Annotated in this window: 17 protein-coding genes and 1 riboswitch; of the genes, 7 read left to right on the top strand and 10 right to left on the bottom strand. The window is 60.5% G+C overall.

The features are described 5' to 3' along the window. Window positions 1–151 precede the first annotated feature (151 nt). The 3 genes from AC1D35_RS18535 (at window position 152) to AC1D35_RS18525 (ending at window position 2,222) form a co-directional block, all read left to right on the top strand. Entirely contained in the window at window positions 152–952 is an 801-nt protein-coding gene (locus AC1D35_RS18535; RefSeq protein WP_113308311.1) for a hypothetical protein, read from the top strand. 155 nt (window positions 953–1,107) lie between these two features. After that, complete coding sequence (locus AC1D35_RS18530) at window positions 1,108–1,896, top strand: DUF2092 domain-containing protein (protein ID WP_113308310.1); 789 nt, start codon at window positions 1,108–1,110, stop codon at window positions 1,894–1,896. Next, a complete protein-coding gene (locus tag AC1D35_RS18525; RefSeq protein ID WP_113296753.1) occupies window positions 1,893–2,222 on the top strand; it encodes a hypothetical protein in 330 nt (109 codons plus the stop codon). The genes AC1D35_RS18530 and AC1D35_RS18525 overlap by 4 nt, the downstream gene beginning before the upstream one ends. 15 nt (window positions 2,223–2,237) lie before the next feature. Here AC1D35_RS18525 and AC1D35_RS18520 read toward each other — a convergent pair whose 3' ends face one another. The 8 genes from AC1D35_RS18520 to AC1D35_RS18485 form a co-directional block, all read right to left on the bottom strand. Next, a complete protein-coding gene (locus AC1D35_RS18520; RefSeq protein ID WP_113308309.1) occupies window positions 2,238–5,408 on the bottom strand; it encodes a multidrug efflux RND transporter permease subunit in 3,171 nt (1,056 codons plus the stop codon). A 41-nt stretch (window positions 5,409–5,449) separates the two neighbouring features. Beyond that, a complete protein-coding gene (locus tag AC1D35_RS18515) occupies window positions 5,450–6,646 on the bottom strand; it encodes an efflux RND transporter periplasmic adaptor subunit (protein WP_113308308.1) in 1,197 nt (398 codons plus the stop codon). Window positions 6,647–6,847: 201 nt separating this feature from the next. Continuing rightward, window positions 6,848–7,978, bottom strand: a complete 1,131-nt coding sequence (locus AC1D35_RS18510; RefSeq protein ID WP_113308307.1) for a calcium:cation antiporter — start codon at window positions 7,976–7,978, stop codon at window positions 6,848–6,850. A gap of 182 nt (window positions 7,979–8,160) precedes the next feature. Beyond that, the gene (locus tag AC1D35_RS18505) at window positions 8,161–8,511 is read right to left on the bottom strand and encodes a ribbon-helix-helix domain-containing protein (RefSeq protein ID WP_113308306.1); all 351 of its coding nucleotides are present in this window, start codon (window positions 8,509–8,511) and stop codon (window positions 8,161–8,163) included. 123 nt (window positions 8,512–8,634) lie between these two features. Continuing rightward, complete coding sequence (locus AC1D35_RS18500; protein WP_113308305.1) at window positions 8,635–9,231, bottom strand: DJ-1/PfpI family protein; 597 nt, start codon at window positions 9,229–9,231, stop codon at window positions 8,635–8,637. 85 nt (window positions 9,232–9,316) lie between these two features. Next, a complete protein-coding gene (locus AC1D35_RS18495) occupies window positions 9,317–9,712 on the bottom strand; it encodes a DUF779 domain-containing protein (protein ID WP_113308304.1) in 396 nt (131 codons plus the stop codon). Window positions 9,713–9,785: 73 nt separating this feature from the next. Further along, window positions 9,786–11,294, bottom strand: a complete 1,509-nt coding sequence (adh, locus tag AC1D35_RS18490; protein ID WP_113296760.1) for an aldehyde dehydrogenase — start codon at window positions 11,292–11,294, stop codon at window positions 9,786–9,788. A 169-nt stretch (window positions 11,295–11,463) separates the two neighbouring features. Beyond that, the gene (locus AC1D35_RS18485) at window positions 11,464–12,423 is read right to left on the bottom strand and encodes a sigma-54-dependent Fis family transcriptional regulator (RefSeq protein WP_113296761.1); all 960 of its coding nucleotides are present in this window, start codon (window positions 12,421–12,423) and stop codon (window positions 11,464–11,466) included. Window positions 12,424–12,840: 417 nt separating this feature from the next. On the opposite strand from AC1D35_RS18485, the gene msrB reads away from it, so the two are divergent. Both msrB and AC1D35_RS18475 read left to right on the top strand, forming a co-directional pair. After that, a complete protein-coding gene (gene msrB, locus AC1D35_RS18480) occupies window positions 12,841–13,329 on the top strand; it encodes a peptide-methionine (R)-S-oxide reductase MsrB (RefSeq protein WP_113308303.1) in 489 nt (162 codons plus the stop codon). Window positions 13,330–13,345: 16 nt separating this feature from the next. Then, window positions 13,346–15,205: a cytochrome c biogenesis protein DipZ gene (locus AC1D35_RS18475; RefSeq protein WP_113308302.1), complete on the top strand. Its 1,860-nt coding sequence runs from the start codon at window positions 13,346–13,348 to the stop codon at window positions 15,203–15,205. Here AC1D35_RS18475 and AC1D35_RS18470 read toward each other — a convergent pair. Both AC1D35_RS18470 and AC1D35_RS18465 read right to left on the bottom strand, forming a co-directional pair. After that, window positions 15,192–16,403, bottom strand: coding sequence for a TIGR03862 family flavoprotein (locus tag AC1D35_RS18470; RefSeq protein ID WP_113308301.1), 1,212 nt, complete (start codon window positions 16,401–16,403; stop codon window positions 15,192–15,194). The genes AC1D35_RS18475 and AC1D35_RS18470 overlap by 14 nt on opposite strands. 38 nt (window positions 16,404–16,441) lie before the next feature. After that, complete coding sequence (locus tag AC1D35_RS18465; RefSeq protein ID WP_113296765.1) at window positions 16,442–16,864, bottom strand: MerR family transcriptional regulator; 423 nt, start codon at window positions 16,862–16,864, stop codon at window positions 16,442–16,444. 70 nt (window positions 16,865–16,934) lie between these two features. On the opposite strand from AC1D35_RS18465, the gene AC1D35_RS18460 reads away from it, so the two are divergent. Together AC1D35_RS18460 and metE are read left to right on the top strand one after the other, a co-directional pair. Further along, a complete protein-coding gene (locus AC1D35_RS18460) occupies window positions 16,935–19,229 on the top strand; it encodes a heavy metal translocating P-type ATPase (RefSeq protein WP_113308300.1) in 2,295 nt (764 codons plus the stop codon). 40 nt (window positions 19,230–19,269) lie between these two features. Further along, window positions 19,270–19,475: riboswitch (cobalamin riboswitch) on the top strand. A gap of 107 nt (window positions 19,476–19,582) precedes the next feature. Beyond that, entirely contained in the window at window positions 19,583–21,907 is a 2,325-nt protein-coding gene (gene metE / locus AC1D35_RS18455) for a 5-methyltetrahydropteroyltriglutamate--homocysteine S-methyltransferase (RefSeq protein WP_477939414.1), read from the top strand. The last annotated feature ends 165 nt before the right edge of the window (window positions 21,908–22,072 follow it).

Here is a 22,072-nt window from a genome sequence, read left to right as displayed (position 1 = left end):
AAAATTCGAATGTGCTAAATTTAAAGGCGAGTGGACGTTCCACAATTTCCGTTTAGCGACCTTCATCGACCTTTCGAGGTCCTGCTGTCTCATTCAGCTGGGGTATTTGTTTTCATGCCGTAAATCGATGAGCTTTCCAGGGAGGGGAACAATGCGAGAATGTGCATCTTCTCTAAGAGCGGAGCGACGCTGGAGGCGTCATCTGATCTTCGAATTATCGACGCTCAGTGTCGTCTGCGCGGCCAGTCTTTTCGCCGGGATCGCCGTCGCGCAGGCGCCCACCGACGAGCAGAAAAGCGCGATCAGATCAGCCTGCCGATCCGATTTCATCGCACAATGCTCTGGCGTGCAGCCGGGGGGCATGGAGGCACTGAATTGCCTGCAGCAACACGATTCCACCCTCTCCGCTGCCTGTCGTAAGGCGGTGTCGGCGATTGGCACCAAACCGAAATCGACATCCGCAGAGCCATCTCAAACTGCGCCTGTCACGACAGGTGCGGCGACGCCGGCCCCGGCAGCCGGCACTCAGACGGCGGTTCAACCAACCGAGGCGCAGCGCGATGCCGTCAAGTCGGCCTGCCGCTCCGATTTCATGGCGCAATGCTCCGGCGTGACCCCCGGCGGTGCGGCGGCGCTCTCCTGCCTGCAGCAGCATAGTGCCCGTCTGTCGGCGCCCTGCCAGCAGGCGGTCGCGGCCATTAATGCAGCGGGTGCGCCCGCAGCCGGTGCAGGTGCTGCCACAGCTGCCGCACCGCCGGCGACGCGACCGGCGGCCATGCCCGTCTTCTCTCCGCGTGAGGAAGTGATGATCGTGCGCGAGACCTGCGGACCGGACTTTCGGGCATTTTGCCGGATGGTGCCGGTCGGCGGAGGGCGGGTCATCTCGTGCCTGCGGGACAATCTGCAGCGTGTATCGCCAGCCTGTCACAGGGTGCTGACCTCGGGACTGTAGCGGCTTTCCAATACGCATACGGGTTCGCTGGGAATGCCTGAACCGTCAGGCATTCCGCTGACAGGTCCGCACCACCATTCTGCGATCGTTGCAGCGCGATCCGAAATCCCCGCATTCGATGAATTCAATGACGACACAAGCGAAAGGCAATTGCCATGTCATCGACTTCTCATCTATCGCGATTGAAACGAATACTGACCTATTCCACCGTTGCTGCCGGCCTCGTCCTGCCGACCCATGCGTGGGCGGATGATGCCAAAGATCTTCTTAAGGCCATGTCCGATTTCCTCGCGGCGCAGAAAACGATATCTTTCAGCTATCAATCATCGCTCGAAGCCGTGACACCGGATTTCGAGAAGCTACAGTTCGTCAGTTCGGGTACGGCCAATATCACCCGGCCTGACAAACTGCGCGTCACAAGAACCGGGGGCTTTGCCGATATCGACGTCAGCTTTGACGGTTCGGTACTGACCGTGCATGGCAAGAATCTCGATGCCTATGCGAAGATCGACGGCAAGGGTTCGCTCGATGATCTGATCGACCGGCTTGCCGATGCAGGCGTCGAAGCGCCTGGCGCCGATCTTTTGTCATCTCATGTCAACGACATATTGATGTCCGATGTGACCGAGTCAAAGCACATTTCCAGCGCCTTCGTCGATGGCGTGGAATGCGAATATCTCACCTTTCGCACGCCGGAACTCGACTGGCAAATCTGGATACAGACGGGGTCGCAGCCGATACCGCGACGCTATGTGATCACCAGCAAACACGTCGTCCAGGCGCCGCAATACACGCTTGAGATCAGCGACTTCAAAACCGGGGCAGAGGTTGCCGCCACTTCCTACAACATCGAGATCCCGGCCAATGCCAAGACCGTCGATCTGAGCGAACTCCAATCGATCGATGAGCTTCCGGCGCCTGCAGTTACAGGAGAGATGAAATGACCTTCAGTAAGCTCTTTTTCGCCTTTTGCCTTGCCGGCGGGATGATTTTTGCCGATTTTCGCGTAGAGGGAGAAGGTCCGCTGCCGTTTTCGATCGGCTTCGCCACACCGGCGGGGGCTGTCATCGGCCGTCCCTTGACACCGCTATCCTATGCCGGCGTTGCCCGCCGGACGACGCGCCGGGTTGTCCGGCGAACGGCAACAACGATCGCGGTTCTGCCGCCCGGCTGCCTTTATGGTCCCTACTATGGTGGCTATTATTACCGCTGCGGTGGCCTGTACTATGCCAAGAGCGGCGGCGTTTATGTGCAGGTAATCGTGCAATAGGCTCTTAATGCAATCCTATTGCACCTTCATCTCCGCATCTACGACCGCCGGGTCTTTGGTGCTGCGGCGCCTTCTGAACTCTTCGAGGCGCTGCAGCACGACGTAGAAGGACGGGACGAACAGCACGGCAAGGCAGGTCGATGCGATCATGCCGCTGAAGACCGATATGCCGATCGATTTGCGGGCGGATGCGCCGGCACCCGTCGCCAGAACGAGCGGCAAAACGCCGAGGATGAAGGCGAAGGATGTCATGAGGATCGGGCGGAAACGCAAGCGCGCCGCTTCGACTGCCGCATCCATTATCTCCATGCCTTCCGCCCGCTTTTCCCGCGCATATTCGACGATCAGAATGGCATTCTTCGATGCGAGCGCGATCAGCAGGATCAGGCCGATCTGGGTGTAGAGGTTGTTGGCGACGCCCGCTGCCGTTAACGCCCCGACGGTGCCGAGCAGGGCAAGCGGCACGGCGAGCAGCACCGCAAAGGGCAGGATCCAGCTTTCATACTGTCCCGCAAGCACGAAATAGACRAGCAGCATGGCAAGCGCGAAGATGTAGTAGATCTGCCCGCCGACAATTTTCTCCTGGTAGGAGAGTGCCGTCCATTCATAGCCGGTGCCGGGCGGCAAAGTGCTGTCGGCGACCTGTTGCATGACGTCGAGCGCCTGACCCGAGCTGAAGCCGGCAGCAGGCCCGCCAACGATCGTTGCGGTCGGGTACAGATTGTAGAGGCTGATCAACGATGGGCCTTGCATGGCCTTGATATCGACGACGGTTCCGAGCGGCACCATGGTGCCATCGCCGGCTTTGACCTTCAGATTGCGGATATCGTCCTGGCTGACGCGGAATTCGGAGGATGCCTGGGCATAGACCTGGAAGGTGCGGCCAAACTTGTTGAACTGGGTGACATAGCTCGATCCGACATAGCCTGACAAAGCGGAGAAGACCTGGCCGACCGTGATACCCAGCGTCTCCGCCTTGATTCGGTCCACGGAGACCTCAAGTTGCGGCACGTTGGAACGGAACGGCGTACTGAGTCTTTGCAGCGATGATTGGGCTTCACCGTTTTTCACGATCGTATCGGCCAGCGACTGCAGCAGAGCGTAATCAGAAATACCGTTCTTGAGCTCCACCTGCATCGTGAAGCCGCTGGCATTGCCGACGCCCTGGATCGGAGGCGGTACGATGACCAGGGTCTTGGCAACCAGGACACTCTCCAGGGCGCCATTCAGATGTTCGTAGATCGACAGGAGATCCTGTCCCTTCACCTTCAGTCTCTCGTCCCAGTCCTTCAGCACGACATAGGCAACGCCGGCATTCTGGAGGCTGGCATTGTTATCCAGAACCGATACGCCGCTGATTGTCAGGACCTGATCGACGCCAGGCGTCTGTTGAGCGATCTTGCCGACCTCGGCGATGACGGCGTCGGTCCGTTCCTTGGATGCGCCATCGGGCAGTTGGGCACCGATCAGCACATAGCCTTGATCTTCGATCGGCAGAAACGCGGTCGGTATGCGGGTCAGCCCCCAGATGGCGCCTCCCATCAGTGCTAGCGCCAGAAGGACCATGATGGCGGCGTGGCGCGTCATGGCGCCGATCAGCCTGACATAGCCGCGTTCGCCCCAATCGTAGCCCCTGTTGAAGCCACGATAGATGAAGTTTCTTTTCTCGGGAGGTACAGGCGTGCGCAGCCAAAGGGCGCATTGCGTCGGTTTCAGCGTCACGGCGTTGATGGCGCTGATCAGTGCCGTAGCGGCAATGACGAGCGCGAACTGCCGGTAGAGTTGACCCGTAAGCCCCGGCAGGAAAGCAGCCGGAATAAACACGGCCATCAATACCAGGGTAATGCCGATGACCGGGCCCAGCAGCTCATCCATTGCCTTCTCGGCTGCCTTGCGGCCGGACATGCCGGCCTCGATGTGTCGGGCGACCCCTTCGACAATGACGATCGCGTCATCGACGACGATGCCGATGGCAAGAACGATCGCAAACAGCGTGGACAGATTGACCGTGAAGCCCATCGCCGCCATCGCGGCAAAAGCGCCGATGATGGTGACGGGAACCGTCGTTGCCGGTACGAGCATCGCCCGCCAGTCCTGCAGGAACAGAAGGATGACGATGAGAACGAGAACGCCGGCCTCGATCAGCGTCACATAGACTTCGTCGATCGAGGCATTGACGAACTTCGTCGTATCAAAGGGCATCTGATATTGGAGCCCTTGCGGGAAGCTCTTCGACAATTCCTCCATTTTCGTTCTGACCGCCTGCGCGACCGCAATGGCGTTTGCCTCGGGCAACTGGAAGATACCAATGCCGGCGGCCGGGCGGCCATTCTGCATGAAGGACTGGCTATAAGTCTGGGCGCCGAGCTCGACCCGGCCGATATCGCGAATCCGCGTCACCCGGCCGCCATCTGCGCCATCCACCTTGACGATGATATTCTCATAGTCGACAGCGTCATTCAGGCGGCCGTTGACGTTGAGCGTGTACTGAAAGGTCTGCCCCTGAGGGACTGGAGGAATGCCGAGCTGACCGGCCGTGACCTCCTGGCTCTGCTGCTGCACGACGTTGACGACATCCTGCGGCGTCAGGCCACGCGCCTGCAGCAAGTTCGGATCCATCCAGATGCGCATGGCATATTGGCCTGCGCCGAAAACCGTGACGTTGCCGACTCCCGGCAGACGGGCAAGTTCATTCTGCAGGTTGATGACGGCATAGTTTGAGAGGTAGAGGCTGTCATATAGGGTTTCGGACGACGTCAGGGTGACGAAGCCGAGGATTGACGTCGATTTCTTCTGAGTGGTGACGCCCTGGACCTGCACCGATTGCGGCAGCGACGACATGGCGATGGCGACACGGTTCTGCACAAGGACCTGCGCCTGGTCGGGATCGGTGCCGATGGCGAAGGTGACCGTCAGCGAATAGGTCCCGTCACTTGCGCTCGTGGACTGCATATAGAGCATATCCTGGACGCCGTTGACCTGCTGCTCGATCGGCAGCGCGACCGTGTCGACAAGCGTCTTGGCGCTGGCGCCCGGAAACCGCGTCGTGACCTGCACGGTCGGCGGAACGACATTCGGATATTGCGCCACCGGCAGTTGGAAGAGAGCCACCGCGCCGATGAGAACAAAGACCAATGCCAGAACATTGGCGAGCACCGGCCGTTCGATGAAGAAGCGCGAGATCATGCTGTTGTCCTTGGACGTTCAGATGAAGCGTGGTGGCGGATTTACTGCGTCGTCATGGCCTTTGCATCGGTGCTGGCTTCCGCCGGCTGTGCGTTCATATCGATTTTCTCAGGCGCAACCTTGCTGCCGGGGATGGCCTGCTGGATGCCCTGGATCACAACCCAGTCAGCTGGCTGAATACCGGACTCGATGACGCGGAGGGCGCCTTCGCGCTGGCCCGTCTTGACCTGTTTCTGCTCGATCATATCCTCCTTGCCGAGGACGAGCAGGTAGCTGCCGAGCTGGTTGGTGGCGATCGCGTCGTCGCGCACGAGCAGTGCTTTATTGTTCTGCTCGACGGGCACGCGAACGCGAACGAAGAGGCCGGGGAGCATGACTTTGTCCTTATTGTCGAACAAAGCCCGCACCTGAAGCGTGCCGGTGGACGCATCGAGCTGGGGCGAGACGTAATCGAGATGCCCTTTGTGGGGATACCCTTCCTCGGATTGCAAGCCGAGCTCGGCAGGGATGCTGGGTAGATCCGTCTGCTTGAACGTGCGTCCCTGCTTTCTCAGCATATCCTTGATCATCAGCACCTGTGTTTCGCTGACGTTGAAATAGGCATAGATCGGGTCTGTCTGAACGATGCTGGCAAGCTTGGTCGGACCCGAGACGCCGACGAGCGTGCCGATATCGACGAGGTGATTGGTCACAGTGCCGTCGAAGGGCGCAAGCACTTCGGTATAGCCGAGATTGATTGTCGCAAGCTCGAGATTGGCCTGGGCATTGAGGATGGAAGCGTTTGCTTCGTCGAGCGTGGCCTTGGCGCTGTCGACGGCGGTTTGCGTGGTGACCTGCTGCTTCAGAAGGTTGAGCTGTCGGTCATATTCCTGCTTGGCCCCGACCTGGGACGCCTGTTGCGAGGCGAGCGATGCTTTCGCCTGATCGAGCTGCGCCTGGTAGGTATCGCGCTCGATGCCGAAGAGCTTGGTGCCCTTCGTCACCGTCGTACCGTCCTGATAGTCGATCGATTGAAGGTAGCCCTGGACGCGCGCTTCGATATCAACCGAATTCAGCGCCGCAGTATTGCCCGTCAGTTCGAAATAGAGGGTGATCGGCTGCTGGACTGGCTGCGCAACGCGGACGGCGGGCGGCGGCGGCGGAACATACGTATTGCTGCTGCCATCGCAGGCAGCGAGTGCTCCCATGCCGATGAGTGATACGAAAATTTGCAGGCCCCGATGCAATCCCTCATGCATTGCTGCTGCCCCGACGATCTGTGTGCCCCGGTCTCATGCGTGCCTTGGCGGCGACCCCCATAAGTCGCCAGATATCAGGCATGTGATACTATGTCGCGGGATTGTTCGGAATTGCAATAGTTCCCGGCACGCAATTTAGCTGTGCCTAAATGATTGGTGGCCGCGTAATCCCGGTAACGGCTTAGTTCGCAGATTTTGTGCTCACTGCTGAGTAATGAGCAGCACGTAAGCCACGAACAGCATCAGGTGAACTGCGCCCTGCATGAGATTGGTGCGGCCACTTGAAAAGGTGATGATGCTGACAGCGAGCGTCAGCACGAACATGACAAGATCGGGACCCTGAAGCCCTAGCGTGACCGGGTGCCCGTAAAGGTGGCTTATTGCCAGCATGGCCGGCACGGTGAGGCCGATCGTCGACAGGACCGAGCCGAGGAAGATGTTGATGGCCCGCTGCAGGTGGTTCGCGATCGAGGCGCGCACGGCACTGATCGCCTCTGGTGTCGCGACAAGCACCGCCATGACCACACCTCCGAGTGCTGCCGGTGCGTGCAGGGTTTCGATCACGTAGTCGATCGGCCGGGCGAGTTGTTCGACCAGGAAAACAACCGGCCCCATGTAAACGAGGAGCAGGACAGCATGATGCCACACGGATCGATGGTGCCGTATGCCGACTATATGGTGCTCATGATGGTCATCATCGGCGAAGTAGCGCTGATGACGGCCGGCCTGGAGGAGCAGAAATATACTGTAGAGGCCGATCGAGACGATGCCGAGAAACATCTGCCGCGGGGTCGATGGGTGGGGACCATCCGGACCGGTCAGAAAAGTCGGCATGACGAGGCTGAGGGTCGCCAGCGGCACGATGACGCCAAGATAGGTATTGGCACCGTGCAGATTGTGCTGCTGATCCTCTCTGCGCCATGCGCCTGACAGCAGCGACAATCCTACCATGCCGTTCAGGATGATCATCACCACGGCAAACAGTGTGTCGCGTGCGAGCGTCGGATTATTTTCCCCATGAAGCATGACAGCTGAGATCGCCATCACTTCGATCGAGGTGATGGCGAGGGTCAGGATGAGGGTCCCGTAGGGCTCCCGAAGCTGCTCGGCCAGATGATCGGCATGACGAACGACCGACATGGCGGAGCCCAGCACAACGGCAAAAAGCCAAAGAAAAATGACGGTAAACCAGAGGGGCTCGGAAAGCCGCGCGAAGATTGGCCCGGAGAAGACGAAGAAAACCAGGCCGGTCGCGACGCTGACGCCGAGGAACCATTCCTCACGTATGGCACCCGCCATGCTGGTAGTGCGAAATGCGGCGCTGTCAGTCATCGGAACTACTGCCGGCCACGGAATACCGTAGCATCACGACCACGATCGCTGCCATTTTCCTCTCCGCCTTCGCCCGCCCGGGCAAACCGAGCGGTGCGGTTTGGCGGGGGTCGAGAGTGATTGTCTCACGCGGAGGGGCATTCCGGCTATCTAAAAATCATCGCCTCACGTTTCCGGCGAATTCAATGATACTTCCGCTTCTCCCGCCCCAGAATTTGTGGCGCGTCGAGGCCAGCGATCGGTCTAGAGAGGTCTGCAGGGATGTCGCCGGCAAGCTGGAGGTCCAGATAGCGGGCACAGCAGACGCGGAGGAACGAGGTGAAGTTGCCGAGATCATGGCCGGCGTCGATCGACTCGTGGTGCAGCCGAGTAATGAGCTGGACCACGTTCATGCCGTCGCGGCGGGCGATTTCTTCCAGCTTCGACCAGAAGAAATTCTCCAGCCGCACGCTGGTGACCATGCCGTCGATCCGCAGCGACCGGGTGGTGCTTTCCCAGAGCAGGGCATCGGCCTTGATGAACAGTTCACACATCTCGTTCCTCCCGCCGGTCCATCTAAAGCGTGTCGCGATCCTTCGGATTCGCTTGCCACGCTTTAGGTTTCGATTTTGCATGTCGCTATCGCAAAACCGCTGCGCACTTTTGCGCGACATGCTTTAGGCGGCGTTGGTCTCCAGGGTCGTTACCGCATCGAGCACCGTCATGAACTGACGCAGCCACGAAGGATGGGCCGGCCAGGCCGGTGCGGTGACGAGATTGCCGTCGGAAACCGCATCGGTGATGGCGATGTCGGCATAGGTGCCGCCGGCAAGCTCGACTTCCGTGCGGCAGGCGGGATAGGCCGAGCAGGTGCGACCTTTGAGGACACCGGCAGCCGCCAGAAGCTGGGCACCGTGGCAGATTGCGGCGACGGGCTTGTTGGCATCGAAGAAATGCCTGACAGCCTTGATGACCTCGGGGTTGAGGCGGAGATATTCCGGCGCACGGCCGCCCGGAATGACGAGGGCATCGTAATCTTCGGCGCGCACGCTTTCGAAGGTGGCATTCAACGCGAAGTTATGACCGCGCTTTTCCGAATAGGTCTGGTCGCCCTCGAAATCATGGATGGCGGTGGCGACCGTCTGGCCGGCAGTCTTGCCGGGGCAGACGGCGTGGACCGTATAGCCGCAGGCAAGCAGCGTCTGAAACGGCACCATGGTTTCGTAATCTTCCGTGAAATCGCCTGTGATCATCAGGATCTTGCTCGCTGGCATGTCTTCCTCCCGTAAAAACCAACAGATGGACTTTAACAAAGGATCGCGGACGCGGGTATTAAGGGAATACTACGCCGGATTTCGGTCAGGTCGTCTCGCGGGCCCTGACATCGGGAATGGCGCAGGCCTCGCCGCCGCCGAAGATGCGGGAGCGGGTGAGAAAGCGTTTCTCGCGGCCGTTATCGAGCGAAAACATGCCACCGCGGCCGGGCACGACGTCGATGATGAGCTGCGTATGCTTCCAGGCTTCGAACTGGCTGGCGCTGATATAAACAGGCACGCCGCCGATCTCACCGAGCTTCACGTCCAGATCGCCGACAATGAAATCGTCTGTCGGGTAACACATGGGCGAGGAACCGTCGCAGCAGCCGCCGGACTGGTGGAAGAGGATTTCCGGGTAGTCGCGCTGGATTTCCTTGATGAGATCGAGCGCCGCATCGGTTGCGAGGACACGCGGTTCGCCATTGATTGTCTGTTCCATGATTGCCTCCTCCAAGACAATGCCTCCTCCCCGTGAAGGGAGGAGGCGCGATAATAGCACGATCAACCGCTTCTCAGAAGAAGCCGAGCTTCTTCGGGCTGTAACTGACCAGCATGTTCTTGGTCTGCTGGTAGTGGTCGAGCATCATCTTGTGCGTTTCACGGCCGATGCCGGACTGCTTGTAACCGCCGAAGGCGGCATGGGCCGGATAGGCGTGGTAGCAATTGGTCCAGACGCGGCCGGCCTGGATTTCCCGGCCGAAGCGATAGGCGCGGTTGCCGTCGCGGGTCCAGACACCGGCGCCGAGGCCATAGAGCGTGTCATTGGCGATCTCGAGCGCTTCCTTCTCATCCTTGAAGGTGGTGACCGAGACGACCGGGCCGAAGATTTCCTCCTGGAACACACGCATCTTGTTGTGGCCCTTGAAGATGGTTGGCTTGATGTAATAGCCCTCGGACAATTCGCCGCCGAGATCGTTGCGAGAGCCACCGGTAAGGACCTGAGCGCCCTCCTGCTTGCCGATATCGAGGTAGGCGAGGATTTTTTCCATTTGCTCGGTGGAGGCCTGGGCGCCGATCATCGTTGCCGGATCGAGCGGGTTGCCCTGGGTGATGGCCTCGACGCGTTTGACGGCCTTTTCCATGAAGCGATCATAGATCGACTCCTGGATGAGAGCGCGGCTCGGGCAGGTGCAGACTTCGCCCTGGTTCAGCGCAAACATGGCGAAACCTTCGAGAGCCTTGTCGAGGAAGTCGTCATCCTCGGCTGCCACATCGGCAAAGAAGATGTTGGGTGACTTGCCGCCGAGTTCCAGCGTGACCGGAATGAGGTTCTGGCTGGCATATTGCATGATGAGGCGACCTGTCGTCGTCTCGCCGGTGAAGGCGATCTTTGCGATGCGCGGGCTGGAAGCGAGCGGCTTGCCGGCTTCGAGGCCAAAGCCATTGACGATGTTGAGCACGCCGGGGGGCAGCAGATCACCGACGAGTTCTGCCCAGAGCAGGAGCGAAGCGGGCGTCTGTTCGGCCGGCTTGATGACGACGCAGTTGCCGGCGGCGAGAGCCGGGGCCAGCTTCCAGGTTGCCATCAGGATCGGGAAATTCCAGGGAATGATCTGGCCGACGACGCCGAGCGGCTCATGGAAGTGATAGGCGACAGTGTCATGATCGATTTCGCCGATCGTGCCTTCCTGTGCGCGGATGCAGGAAGCAAAATAGCGGAAGTGGTCGATGGCGAGCGGAATGTCGGCTGCCATGGTTTCGCGGATCGGCTTGCCGTTGTCCCAGGTTTCGGCCTGGGCCAGGAGCTCCAGCTTGTCTTCCATGCGCTGGGCGATCTTCATGAGAATGTTGGAGCGCTCGGTGGTGGAGGTGCGGCCCCACTTTTCCTTTGCGGCGTGGGCGGCATCGAGCGCGGCATTGATGTCCTTTTCATCGGAGCGCGGGATTTCGCAGAGCTTGCCGCCGGTGACGGGCGTGACGTTGTCGAAGTATCTGCCGCCTATCGGCTCACGCCACTCGCCACCGATATAGTTGCCGTATTTCAGTTTGAACGGCGACTCGACGATTTTTTGATGAAGCATGTCATCCTCCCTTGATGAACGGGTTCCGGATCGAACCAGTGGGAGGAAATCTGTGTTGCTTTCGCCTGACGGAACAGGGCGGCTTGCCAATACCGCAGTGCACAGTGTCGCAGAGTTGCGACAGGTTCCGACAGCACCACGAAAACGTGATTGAACCTTTCGGTCAATCTCAGTGGAGGTCGAGCTTTTTCATCTTCCGGTGCAGCGTGGCGCGGCTGATACCGAGCGCTGCGGCGGCCTGGGAGACATTGCCGTGGGTGCGCGACAGCGCCCGCAAGAGGGCTGCCTTTTCGGCTTCTGCCATTTCCTCTTCCTGCGAAACACGGCCTTCATGCAGCGCATCGGAAGCCGGCAGGCCGGCGGCGATGCGCAAATCATCGAGCTTGAGGGCGAGGCGGGCAGCGCGGGTGGCGCCGAGAACGAGATCGTGCCGGTCCACGGCAAGCAGCGCATTGGCGGAATTGGGGCCGGCTGGAACCATCACGAAGCGGGCGCCCGCAAAGGCGGAGCGGAACAGGTTGAGCTCGATGCGCATCGCAGCATCGCGTACCGCCTGCGAGAGAATGGAGAGCGTCATTTCGTTGACGTCGTCGCGGCAGGTGGAGATGTCGAGCGCTGCGGTCAGCAGGCCGCGATGATCGCGGATGGGTGCCGTGGTGCAACTGAGCTTGATATTGGAGCAATAGAAATGCTGGTCGCGGAAGACGGCGACGGAGCGGTCGTCGGCAAGGGCCGTGCCGATGCCGTTTGTGCCGATGCTGGCTTCGGTCCAGACGGAGCCGGTCCAGAGACCGAGATCGTGGAATTCCTTGTCATTGCCGACCGCTCCACGGCGCTCCAACGCAATGCCGTTGCGGTCGGTCAGAAGCAGGCAGCAGCCGGCTCTTCCGACCGTCGCAAAGAGGCGGTCGAGTTCATCACGGGCGTCAGCGATCAATTGTTCGGATTGCTCCCGCGCCAGCCGGAACTCCTGCTCCGTGAGGCGTAAGGGCGCACGCTTGTCCTCGGGCGCCAGCTGGTACATCGTCATGCAGCGGCGCCAGGAAGCCACGATCGGAGAGCTGGCCGCAGCGGAATTCTGCTGGGCGCTCGTATAGACATGTTCCGCATGCGCGGATTGTTCATGCATTGAGGCTCCTCCCACGGAACTTGCGCATATTCTGATGTAAATGCGGCCGCTTTGCAATCAGACCGACGTGACGGCGGATTGCGTGAATGGAATTTGCCTGATGGCGGGTGTCGCATTTCTGAGACAGTTGCGCCGGCCCACCTCGGCATCGTGATCGCGACAATATGACCGGCCTTCCGCTTGCCCGGCCCGCATTTGTGGAACAGCATCGTATTTCAAAGGATATAACGATCCAGCCGGCAGCTACCGTTTCACGTTTGCGTGTTTCGGCCGGTCCCTGCGTAACAAAACACGCATGGCTCCGTAGTTTCCTGTGTGGACTAAAAAGATCTGAATGCCGGGAATAAATCCGGCCGATCGTTGTCTACTGAATGAAAGTGCCTGTCGCAGATGCTGTAGACATAGGAGAGCGACGCGATGCTGAACAGACGATTTCTGCTGACCACTGCCGGACTTGGCGCCTTCGCCCTGCGCTTCGGCTTTGGCAGCCACGCCATGGCGGAGGAGACCTTCACCGTGACCCATACCGACGATGAATGGCTCAAGCTCCTGACGGCGGATCAATATTCGGTGCTGCGGCAGGAGGGAACGGAATATCCTTTCACCAGCCCGCTGCTGCACGAAGAGCGCAAGGGCAATTTTGCCTGCGCGGGCTGCGATCAGGAGGCGTTTTCCTCGGCCACGAAATTCGACAGCGGAACAGGCTGGCCGAGCTTCTGGGCGCCGCTTGATGGTAAGGTCGTCGGTACGACGCACGATACCTCCTTCGGCATGGTGCGCGATGCCGTCCATTGCGGCCGCTGCGGCGGGCATCTCGGCCACGTCTTCAACGATGGACCGAAACCGACCGGCCTGCGCTACTGCATGAACGGCGTGGCCATGACATTCCACCCAGCTTCTGCCTGATTGACGGATTATTCCGATGCTTCTCTTCGTCCTTGCCTATCTCGGTGGGGTGCTGACGATCGTCAGCCCCTGCATCCTTCCGGTACTGCCCTTTGTTTTTGCGCGTGCGGGGCAGCCGTTCATGCGCAGCACGCTGCCAATGCTTATCGGCATGGCGGCGACATTCGCCGGCGTCGCGACATTGGCGGCCGTCGGCGGCGGATGGGCGGTGCAGGCCAATGAATATGGCCGCTATGCCGCCATCGTGCTGCTTGCGATCTTTGGCATCATCCTGCTTTTTCCGGCGCTGTCAGACTATCTGACGCGGCCGCTCGTTTCGCTCGGCGCGCGCCTGTCGCAGTCGGCCGATCAGAGCAGCCGCGGTGGTGGCTCGGCCATCGCCGCCTCACTGCTGCTTGGCGTTGCGACCGGACTGCTGTGGGCTCCCTGTGCCGGGCCGGTTCTGGGTCTCATCCTGACAGGTGCTGCGCTGCAGGGTGCAAATGTCGGCACGACGCTGCTGCTGCTTGCCTATGCGCTTGGTGCCGCAACATCGCTTGCGCTTGCGCTTCTCATCGGCGGCAAGGTCTATCAGGCGATGAAGCGATCTCTGGGCGTCGGCGAGTGGCTGCGGCGAGGTGTCGGCGTGGCGGTTCTCGCCGCCGTCGGGGCAATCGCGCTCGGCCTCGATACCGGCTTCCTGACGCAGGCCTCGCTTGCCAGCACCAATGTTCTGGAACAGGGACTGGTCGACCGGTTCCATCCGCAACAGCAAACGGCTGACAATGCCGGCGGCGCCATGGAATCCGTTGTCACGCTCACGGATGGGGGCGGCTCGATGGCGATGACTTCCAACAATCAGATGAACCCCGCCACGATGAGCGGCAACTCGATGATGATGGCGATGAAGCCGAAGGGTGTTGCCGAGCAGCTGCCGGTCGAAGGCCAGATGCCGCCGCTCGACGGCGCTGTGCAATGGCTGAATTCCGGGCCCCTGACAGCTGAGCAGCTGAGGGGCAAGGTCGTGCTCGTCGACTTCTGGACCTATTCCTGCATCAACTGCCTGCGCGCCATCCCTTATGTCAAAGCCTGGGCCGAGAAATACAAGGATCAGGGCCTCGTCGTCATCGGCGTGCATTCGCCGGAATTCGCCTTCGAGAAGAACGTCGACAATGTGAAGAAGGCGATTTCCGATCTCGGCATCACCTATCCGGTCGCAGTCGACAACAATTATGCGATCTGGCGTGCCTTCGACAATGAATACTGGCCGGCGCATTATTTTATCGATGCGAAGGGTGAGATCCGGCATCACCATTTTGGCGAAGGCGACTATGACCAGTCCGAGCGGGTGATCCAGCAATTGCTGGCCGAAGCCGGGAAGACCGGTGTGTCAAGCGACATCGTCAATGTGAAGGCCACGGGGGCCGAAGCAGCTTCGGATACGGCCGACGTGCAGTCACCGGAAACTTATGTCGGCTATCAGCGCTCGCAAAATTTCGTCGATGACAAGGGCACTGTCAACGATGCAGCCCATGACTATGTTGCCACGACGCCGAAGCTCAACGAATGGGGTCTGACCCGCAACTGGACCGTTGGGTCCGAGCAGGCAACGCTCAATACTCCCGGCGGCAGCATCTACTATCGCTTTCATGCCCGCGATCTGCACCTGGTTCTCGGACCTGGTGCGGATGGCAAGCCGGTGCGCTTCCAGGTGACGGTGGATGGCAAGGCGCCGGGCGACGGTCACGGCGTCGATACGGATACTGACGGCAACGGTACGGTGACGGGACAGCGGCTCTATCAGCTGGTGCGCGAGGCGGGGCCGGTCGGCGACCATACGTTCGAGATCCATTTCCTCGATCCCGGCGTGCAGGCTTTTGCCTTCACTTTCGGCTGAGCCAGTCGTCGATGCCTTTCGCTGCGGCTCGGCCCGTAGCGAAACAGGCTGTCAGCAGATAGCCGCCTGTCGGCGCCTCCCAATCCAGCATCTCTCCCGCTGCAAAAGTGCCGGGGAGATGCTTCAGCATGTAGGTCTCGTTGATTTGGCTGAAGGCGATGCCGCCGGCGGAGGATATGGCTTCGGCGATGGGGCGAGGGCGTAACAGGGGGATCGGCAAGGACTTGATGGCGGCAGCGAGCTTGTTCGGATCGTTGCGATCCGTCTGCGACATCAGTTCGCGCAAGAGTGCTGCCTTCACGCCATCGATGCCGGCGCCCTTGCGCAGACGGTTCGAAAAGCTCGACTTGGCGTCCTGCCGGACGAGATCGCGAGATAGGCGTTCCAGCGTGCGGCCGGGGGAAAGGTCGATTGCCAGCCTTGCCTCGCCATGCTGCAGCAGGTCATCACGCAGAGCGGCCGCGTGTGCATAGATGAGGCTGCCCTCGATGCCGTGCCGGCTGATAACGAATTCGCCGGGAAATGTGCCGGCGCGCGATGTCGCAATGACCGATTTCAACGGCTCTCCGGCGAAGCGGTCACGGAAGAGATCACTCCAGGCGACATCGAAGCCGCAATTGGCAGGCTGAAATGGCGCGATTGTCGTGCCGCGTTCGGAAAGCAGCGATACCCAGCCGGCGTCAGAGCCAAGGCGGGGATAGCTGGCGCCGCCGAGCGCGAGCATCGTGGCGTCGCAGGAAACGGTCTTGCGGCCGTCGGGGGTTTCGAATGCATGTCCACCCTCGGCAAAGCCGATCCAGCGATGGCGGGTAAAAAAGGTCACGTCACGGGCTTCCAGCCGGGCGAGCCAGGCGCGTAGTAAAGGGGAAGCCTTCATGACATTAGGGAAGACTCTGCCCGAGGAGCCTATAAAGGTTTCCGTGCCGAGGCCTGCCGCCCAGGCGCGGATATCTGTTGGCGTGAAGGCATCGAGGGCGGCGCGCAGCCGAGAATTGGCACCGCCGAAGCGGGAGGCGAACTGGTCGTAGTCTTCGGAGTGGGTGATGTTGAGACCCGACTTGCCGGCGAGCAGGAACTTGCGGGCGAAGGTCGGCATGGCATCATAGATGAAAACGGCATGGCCGCTTTCGGACAGCACTTCGGCAGCCGAAAGGCCGGTAGGGCCTCCACCGATGATCGCGATAGTCTTCTGTTCCATTACGCCTTCTTGGCGCGGCAGGTGATCTGGCGCAAGTCTCAGTGATGAGGATGGGCACACTTGCCGTGGTCGGCGAGCACCTCGATGACCCGGCACTGGTCGACGCGGCCATGGCCGCAGCCTTCGACCATTTGTTCCAGTTCGGCCTTCAGGGCGTTCAGACTGCGGATGCGCTGTTCGACTTCGATAAGGCGCGCCTTGGCGATGGCATCGGCGGAGGCACAGGACTGGTCCGGGTCGTCCTGCAGGTGCAGCAGCGTGCGGATCGCATCGATCTCGAAGCCGAGTTCACGGGCGTGACGGATGAAGGCGAGGCGGTTGAGATCGGCTGGCTCGTAGGAACGCTGGTTGCCCTCGCTGCGGCTAGGTGCCGATAACAGGCCGATGCCCTCATAATAGCGGATCGTCGGCACCTTGACGCCGCTTTGGCGTGCCGCCTCGCCGATGGTGATCTTTTTCATGATTTCCTCTTGCACCTCTAGTCGCTAGAGGATGTAGGAAGGAAGCTGCCTACAAGCAAGGATTTAGATCATGAGTGAAGCAGCACAGGCACGGTACCGGGTTGGCGGCATGGATTGCGCCGCTTGCGCGACGAAAATCGACACGGCCGTCAGGCGCATGGACGGGGTCGAAGATGTCGCCGTCTCGGTGACGGCAGGTACGATGACCGTGCGTCATGACGGAAGCAGCGACCTGAAGGCGATCGAGAAGAAGGTAACCGGCCTCGGTTATTCCGTTGCTCCGCTCAAGGGCAAGGCGCCCGTTCAGGAACCGAAGGGTAGTCATGATCACGCACATCATGATCACGATCATGACCATGCGCATAAGCATGAGCATCATGACCATTCCCATGAAGGCCATGATCGCGATCATGATCATGCTGGTCATGACCATTCCGATCACGGGCATTCGCATGGCGCGGAGGAAGTCGAAGGGCTGCATGGCCATGATCATGGACCGATGACGGGTCCGTGGTGGCAGAGCAAGAAGGGTCGGCTGACGATCTTTTCCGGCGTGGCACTGGTGGCAGCCTATGTGGTGGGCCATCTGGTGCCATCGATTGCTTCCTATGCCTTCATCATTGCCATGCTGGTCGGGCTGGTTCCGATCGCCAAGCGCGCCATCATGGCGGCGCTTGCCGGCATTCCCTTTTCGATTGAAATGCTGATGACAATCGCCGCCGTCGGCGCAGTCATCATCAATGCCGGCGAAGAAGCGGCGACGGTGGTCTTCCTGTTCCTTGTCGGTGAGCTGCTGGAAGGCGTTGCGGCCGGCAAGGCGCGCGCCAGCATCCAGTCGCTGACAACACTGGTGCCGAAGATTGCGCTGCTTGAAACGGGTGGCGAGGTGAAGGAAGTGCCGGCGGAAACACTCGCTGTGGGCTCCGTCATTCTCGTACGGCCGGGCGATCGGATTTCCGCCGACGGTACGATCCTGTCTGGTGAAAGCGCTATCGACGAAGCGCCGGTGACCGGCGAAAGCACGCCGGTGCGCAAGGGAACGGGCGAGACTGTCTTCGCCGGTACGGTCAATGGCGATGCCGCGCTGCGCATTCGTGTAACGGCCGCTGCTGAGGACAATACGATTGCCCGTGTCGTCAAGCTTGTGGAAGAAGCCCAGGAATCCAAGGCGCCGACAGAACGCTTCATCGACCGCTTCTCGCGTTATTATACACCGGGCGTTGTTGTCGTGGCGGCGCTTGTCGCGGCCTTGCCGCCGCTTCTGATGGGTGCGGCGTGGGGCGAGTGGATCTACAAGGGTCTTGCGATCCTGCTGATCGGCTGCCCCTGCGCGCTGGTCATTTCGACGCCGGCGGCGATTGCGGCCTCGCTTTCGGCGGGTGCGCGTCGCGGGTTGCTGATGAAGGGCGGAGCGGTTCTGGAGTCGCTTGGCAAGGTGACGGCCGTTGCCTTCGACAAGACGGGTACGCTCACCGCGGGTAAGCCGCAGGTGACCGATATCATTGCCTATGGACGTCCCGAGGCGCAGGTGCTGTCACGCGCCGCGGTACTGGAGCAGGGCTCCAGCCATCCGCTGGCGCTGGCGATCCTCAACCGGGCGAAGGCCGATGGTGTGCCGATGCCGCCGGCTTTCGAACTTGAGGCGCTGCCGGGCAAGGGTGTGACGGGTAAGGTGGGCGGCGAGACGCTCGATCTCCTGTCGCCACCGGCTGCGCGAGAGCGTGGTGCTCTGAGTGCGGAGCAGGATGAGCAGGTCGCCGTCCTGAACGGCGCGGGCAAAAGTGTTTCGGTGCTGCTGATCGATGGAGTCGCTGCCGGCCTCATCGCCATGCGCGACGAGCCGCGTGAGGACGCAAAGAGCGGCCTTGCGACGCTGAAGGCGGCAGGCGTGCGTGCCATTATGCTGACCGGCGACAACAAGCGCACGGCCGCTGCCGTTGCTGGTGATCTCGGCATCGACTGGCGCGGCGAGTTGCTGCCGCAGGACAAGCAGCGGATCGTCGGCGAATTGAAGAAGGAAGGGCTGTTCGTCGCCAAGGTCGGTGACGGCATCAACGATGCGCCGGCGCTTGCCGCTGCCGATGTCGGCATCGCCATGGGCGGCGGCACCGATGTGGCGCTGGAAACCGCGGATGCGGCCGTGCTGCACGGACGTGTCGGCGACGTTGCGCGCATGATTGACCTTTCGAAGCGGACGATGCGTAATATCTTCCAGAACATCACCATCGCGCTGGGGCTGAAAGCGGTGTTCCTTGTCACCACCATCGTCGGTATTACCGGCCTGTGGCCGGCGATCCTCGCCGATACCGGCGCGACCGTGCTGGTGACGATGAATGCGCTTCGCCTTCTTCGTATAAAGATATAAAGATTTCTTTATGTGATCTTGACGTTGCGATGCGGTGGGTGCATGCTTGCCGCATCGTTGGTTCTTGGGATCAGACAATCCCAAGCTAAGAGGGAATTCGGTGCGGCGATCGCCAAGACCGAAGCTGCCCCCGCAACTGTAAGCGGATAGACACCGTCCTTCGACGTCACTGGGAAGACGCCTGGGAAGACTGGATGGTGTCGATGACCCGCAAGCCAGGAGACCTGCCGCGATAGATAACGTCCACGGGCGGGGTGTCCCGGTGTGCCGCTTTGCGCGAGACGGCACTCCTGTGTCCGCATCTCGTCGATGCGTTGCGCCTCAGCCTTGCCCATAACCTTCGGGGTAAGGAAATGACCATCAAGACTGCCAATCTCGGCTTTCCCAGGATCGGAAAGCATCGCGAACTCAAATTCGCACTGGAAAACTATTGGGCCGGAAAATCCGATGGCGKCGCGCTTCTCGATGTTGCGAAGCGGTTGCGGGCCGAAAACTGGGCCTTGCAGAAAGAGAAGGGGATCGACGTCATTCCCTCGAACGATTTCTCGCTTTACGACCATGTGCTCGACACGGCCGTCATGGTCGGCGCCATTCCTTCGACCTATGGCTGGAAGGGCGGCCCTGTTGCGCTCGATACCTATTTCGCCATGGCGCGCGGCTCGACCGGCGATGCGGCGCATGCCGATTGCGGCCATCAGCACCATCACGGACATGGCGTGCCGGCGCTGGAAATGACGAAGTGGTTCGACACGAACTATCACTACATGGTGCCGGAACTCGGTCCCGATCAGTCCTTTGCGCTGACGGCAAACAAGCCGCTCGATGCCTTCATCGAAGCCAAGACCCTTGGCATACACACCCGGCCGGTCATCCTCGGTCCGGTCACCTTCCTGAAACTCGCCAAGGGAACCGATGACGGTTTTGCGCCGATCAGCCTGCTGGAGCGCCTGTTGCCGGTCTATGCGAGGGTGCTGGCGGAGCTGAGTGCTGCCGGTGCCGACTGGGTGCAGATCGACGAACCGTGCCTGGTGCTGGATCTAACGGGAGAAGAGCAGGCGGCGCTGAAACATGCCTATCGCGCGCTGCATGAGCTGGTGCCGAACCTGAAGATCATGCTTGCCACTTATTTCGGCGACATAGGTGACAACCTGCCGACGGTGCTTGCGCTTCCGGTCGCGGGCCTGCATGTCGATCTCGTTCGTGCTCCGCGGCAGATCGAAGCCCTTCTCGATGCGCCCGGCGACCTGACGCTGTCGCTTGGCGTCATCGACGGGCGCAATATCTGGAAGGCGGATCTGGCTGCGATCCTGAAAAGGATCGAGCCGCTGATCCAGCATTTCGGTGCTGACCGGCTGCAGATCGCGCCGTCATGCTCCCTGCTACATGTGCCGATCGATCTGGAGTTGGAAACCGGACTGGACGACGAGCTGAGGTCATGGCTCGCTTTCGCGACCCAGAAGCTGGACGAACTTGTAGCGTTAGGCGACCCCGGCACGGCTTCAGAGGTGATCGCGGCCGCGTCGCGAGCCGTTGGCTTGCGTGCTGCATCAGTGCGCGTGCATGACATGAAGGTCAGGCAGCGGGTTGCCGCAATCGACGAGGCGATGAAGACACGCAGCAGTGACTTTGCGGAGCGCACCGGCCTGCAGGATCGAAAGCTTCGGCTGCCGCTTTTCCCGACGACGACGATTGGCTCCTTTCCGCAGACGGCTGATGTGCGCAAATCTCGCTCTGCTTTCACAAAGGGGGCGATCAGCGAGGCGGATTATGATGCCTTCCTGAAGAAGGAGACCGAAGCGGCGATCCGCTGGCAGGAGGAAATCGGCCTCGATGTGCTCGTCCATGGCGAATTCGAGCGCAACGACATGGTGCAGTATTTCGGCGAGCAGCTTTCCGGCTTCGCCTTCACGCAGCATGCCTGGGTGCAGAGCTATGGTTCCCGTTATGTCCGTCCACCGATCATCTTCGGCGACGTTTCCCGTCCCGTACCGATGACGGTCGAATGGTGGCGCTATGCGCAGTCGCTGACGGAGAAGCCGGTGAAGGGCATGCTGACGGGGCCGGTGACGATCCTCAACTGGTCCTTCGTTCGCGACGATCTCTCCCGCGCCGATGTCAGCCGGCAGATCGCGCTGGCGATCCGCGACGAGGTGTTTGATCTCGAACAGGCGGGTGCGGCGATGATCCAGATCGACGAGGCGGCCCTTCGCGAAGGTCTGCCGTTGCGCAAAGTGGACTGGAAGACCTATCTCGACTGGGCGGTGGAAAGCTTCCGCCTGTGCTCATCCGGTGTTTCCGACGAAACCCAGATCCACACGCATATGTGCTACTCGGAGTTCAATCAGATTATCGACGCCATTGCGGCCATGGATGCCGACGTGATTTCCATCGAGACCTCACGCTCGAAGATGGAACTGCTGGAAGCCTTCCGCAGCTATAAATATCCGAACGAGATCGGTCCCGGCGTTTATGACATCCATTCGCCGCGCGTTCCCGATGTCGAGGAAATGGCCGAGCTTCTGACGCTGGCGCGCGAGCGTCTGACGGATGGACAGCTCTGGATCAATCCCGATTGCGGATTGAAGACCCGTAAGTGGGAAGAAGTGCGCCCGGCGCTCGTCAACATGGTGGCCGCCGCCCGGCTGTTACGTGGTGCCGCAGTGATGACTCACGTCTGAGCGCCTGTTCGATTCCTGGAGAGCCGGCTATAGGTCGGCTCTCGCCTCGGCGGCCTTCTCCACAGCCTGCTGCTGTTAACCAGCCGTTATCCATGTTTTTCACAGGAATGTAGCAATTTCAAACATGCCGTAACGCGACGCACAAACCATCCGTTGACGTCAACT

Source organism: Rhizobium sp. P1_E6 (assembly GCF_056405875.1).
The sequence above is the reverse complement of the archived record's forward strand: the minus strand, read 5'-3'. Positions and strand labels throughout refer to the sequence as shown.

Excerpts from the sequence above, each read along its gene's own strand:
- AC1D35_RS18535 (WP_113308311.1), top strand. The coding sequence starts at position 152 with ATGCGAGAATGTGCATCTTCTCTAAGAGCGGAGCGACGCTGGAGGCGT.
- AC1D35_RS18530 (WP_113308310.1), top strand. The coding sequence starts at position 1,108 with ATGTCATCGACTTCTCATCTATCGCGATTGAAACGAATACTGACCTAT.
- AC1D35_RS18525 (WP_113296753.1), top strand. The coding sequence starts at position 1,893 with ATGACCTTCAGTAAGCTCTTTTTCGCCTTTTGCCTTGCCGGCGGGATG.
- AC1D35_RS18515 (WP_113308308.1), bottom strand. The coding sequence starts at position 6,646 with ATGCATGAGGGATTGCATCGGGGCCTGCAAATTTTCGTATCACTCATC.
- AC1D35_RS18510 (WP_113308307.1), bottom strand. The coding sequence starts at position 7,978 with ATGACTGACAGCGCCGCATTTCGCACTACCAGCATGGCGGGTGCCATA.
- AC1D35_RS18505 (WP_113308306.1), bottom strand. The coding sequence starts at position 8,511 with ATGTGTGAACTGTTCATCAAGGCCGATGCCCTGCTCTGGGAAAGCACC.
- AC1D35_RS18500 (WP_113308305.1), bottom strand. The coding sequence starts at position 9,231 with ATGCCAGCGAGCAAGATCCTGATGATCACAGGCGATTTCACGGAAGAT.
- AC1D35_RS18495 (WP_113308304.1), bottom strand. The coding sequence starts at position 9,712 with ATGGAACAGACAATCAATGGCGAACCGCGTGTCCTCGCAACCGATGCG.
- adh (WP_113296760.1), bottom strand. The coding sequence starts at position 11,294 with ATGCTTCATCAAAAAATCGTCGAGTCGCCGTTCAAACTGAAATACGGC.
- AC1D35_RS18485 (WP_113296761.1), bottom strand. The coding sequence starts at position 12,423 with ATGCATGAACAATCCGCGCATGCGGAACATGTCTATACGAGCGCCCAG.
- msrB (WP_113308303.1), top strand. The coding sequence starts at position 12,841 with ATGCTGAACAGACGATTTCTGCTGACCACTGCCGGACTTGGCGCCTTC.
- AC1D35_RS18475 (WP_113308302.1), top strand. The coding sequence starts at position 13,346 with ATGCTTCTCTTCGTCCTTGCCTATCTCGGTGGGGTGCTGACGATCGTC.
- AC1D35_RS18470 (WP_113308301.1), bottom strand. The coding sequence starts at position 16,403 with ATGGAACAGAAGACTATCGCGATCATCGGTGGAGGCCCTACCGGCCTT.
- AC1D35_RS18465 (WP_113296765.1), bottom strand. The coding sequence starts at position 16,864 with ATGAAAAAGATCACCATCGGCGAGGCGGCACGCCAAAGCGGCGTCAAG.
- AC1D35_RS18460 (WP_113308300.1), top strand. The coding sequence starts at position 16,935 with ATGAGTGAAGCAGCACAGGCACGGTACCGGGTTGGCGGCATGGATTGC.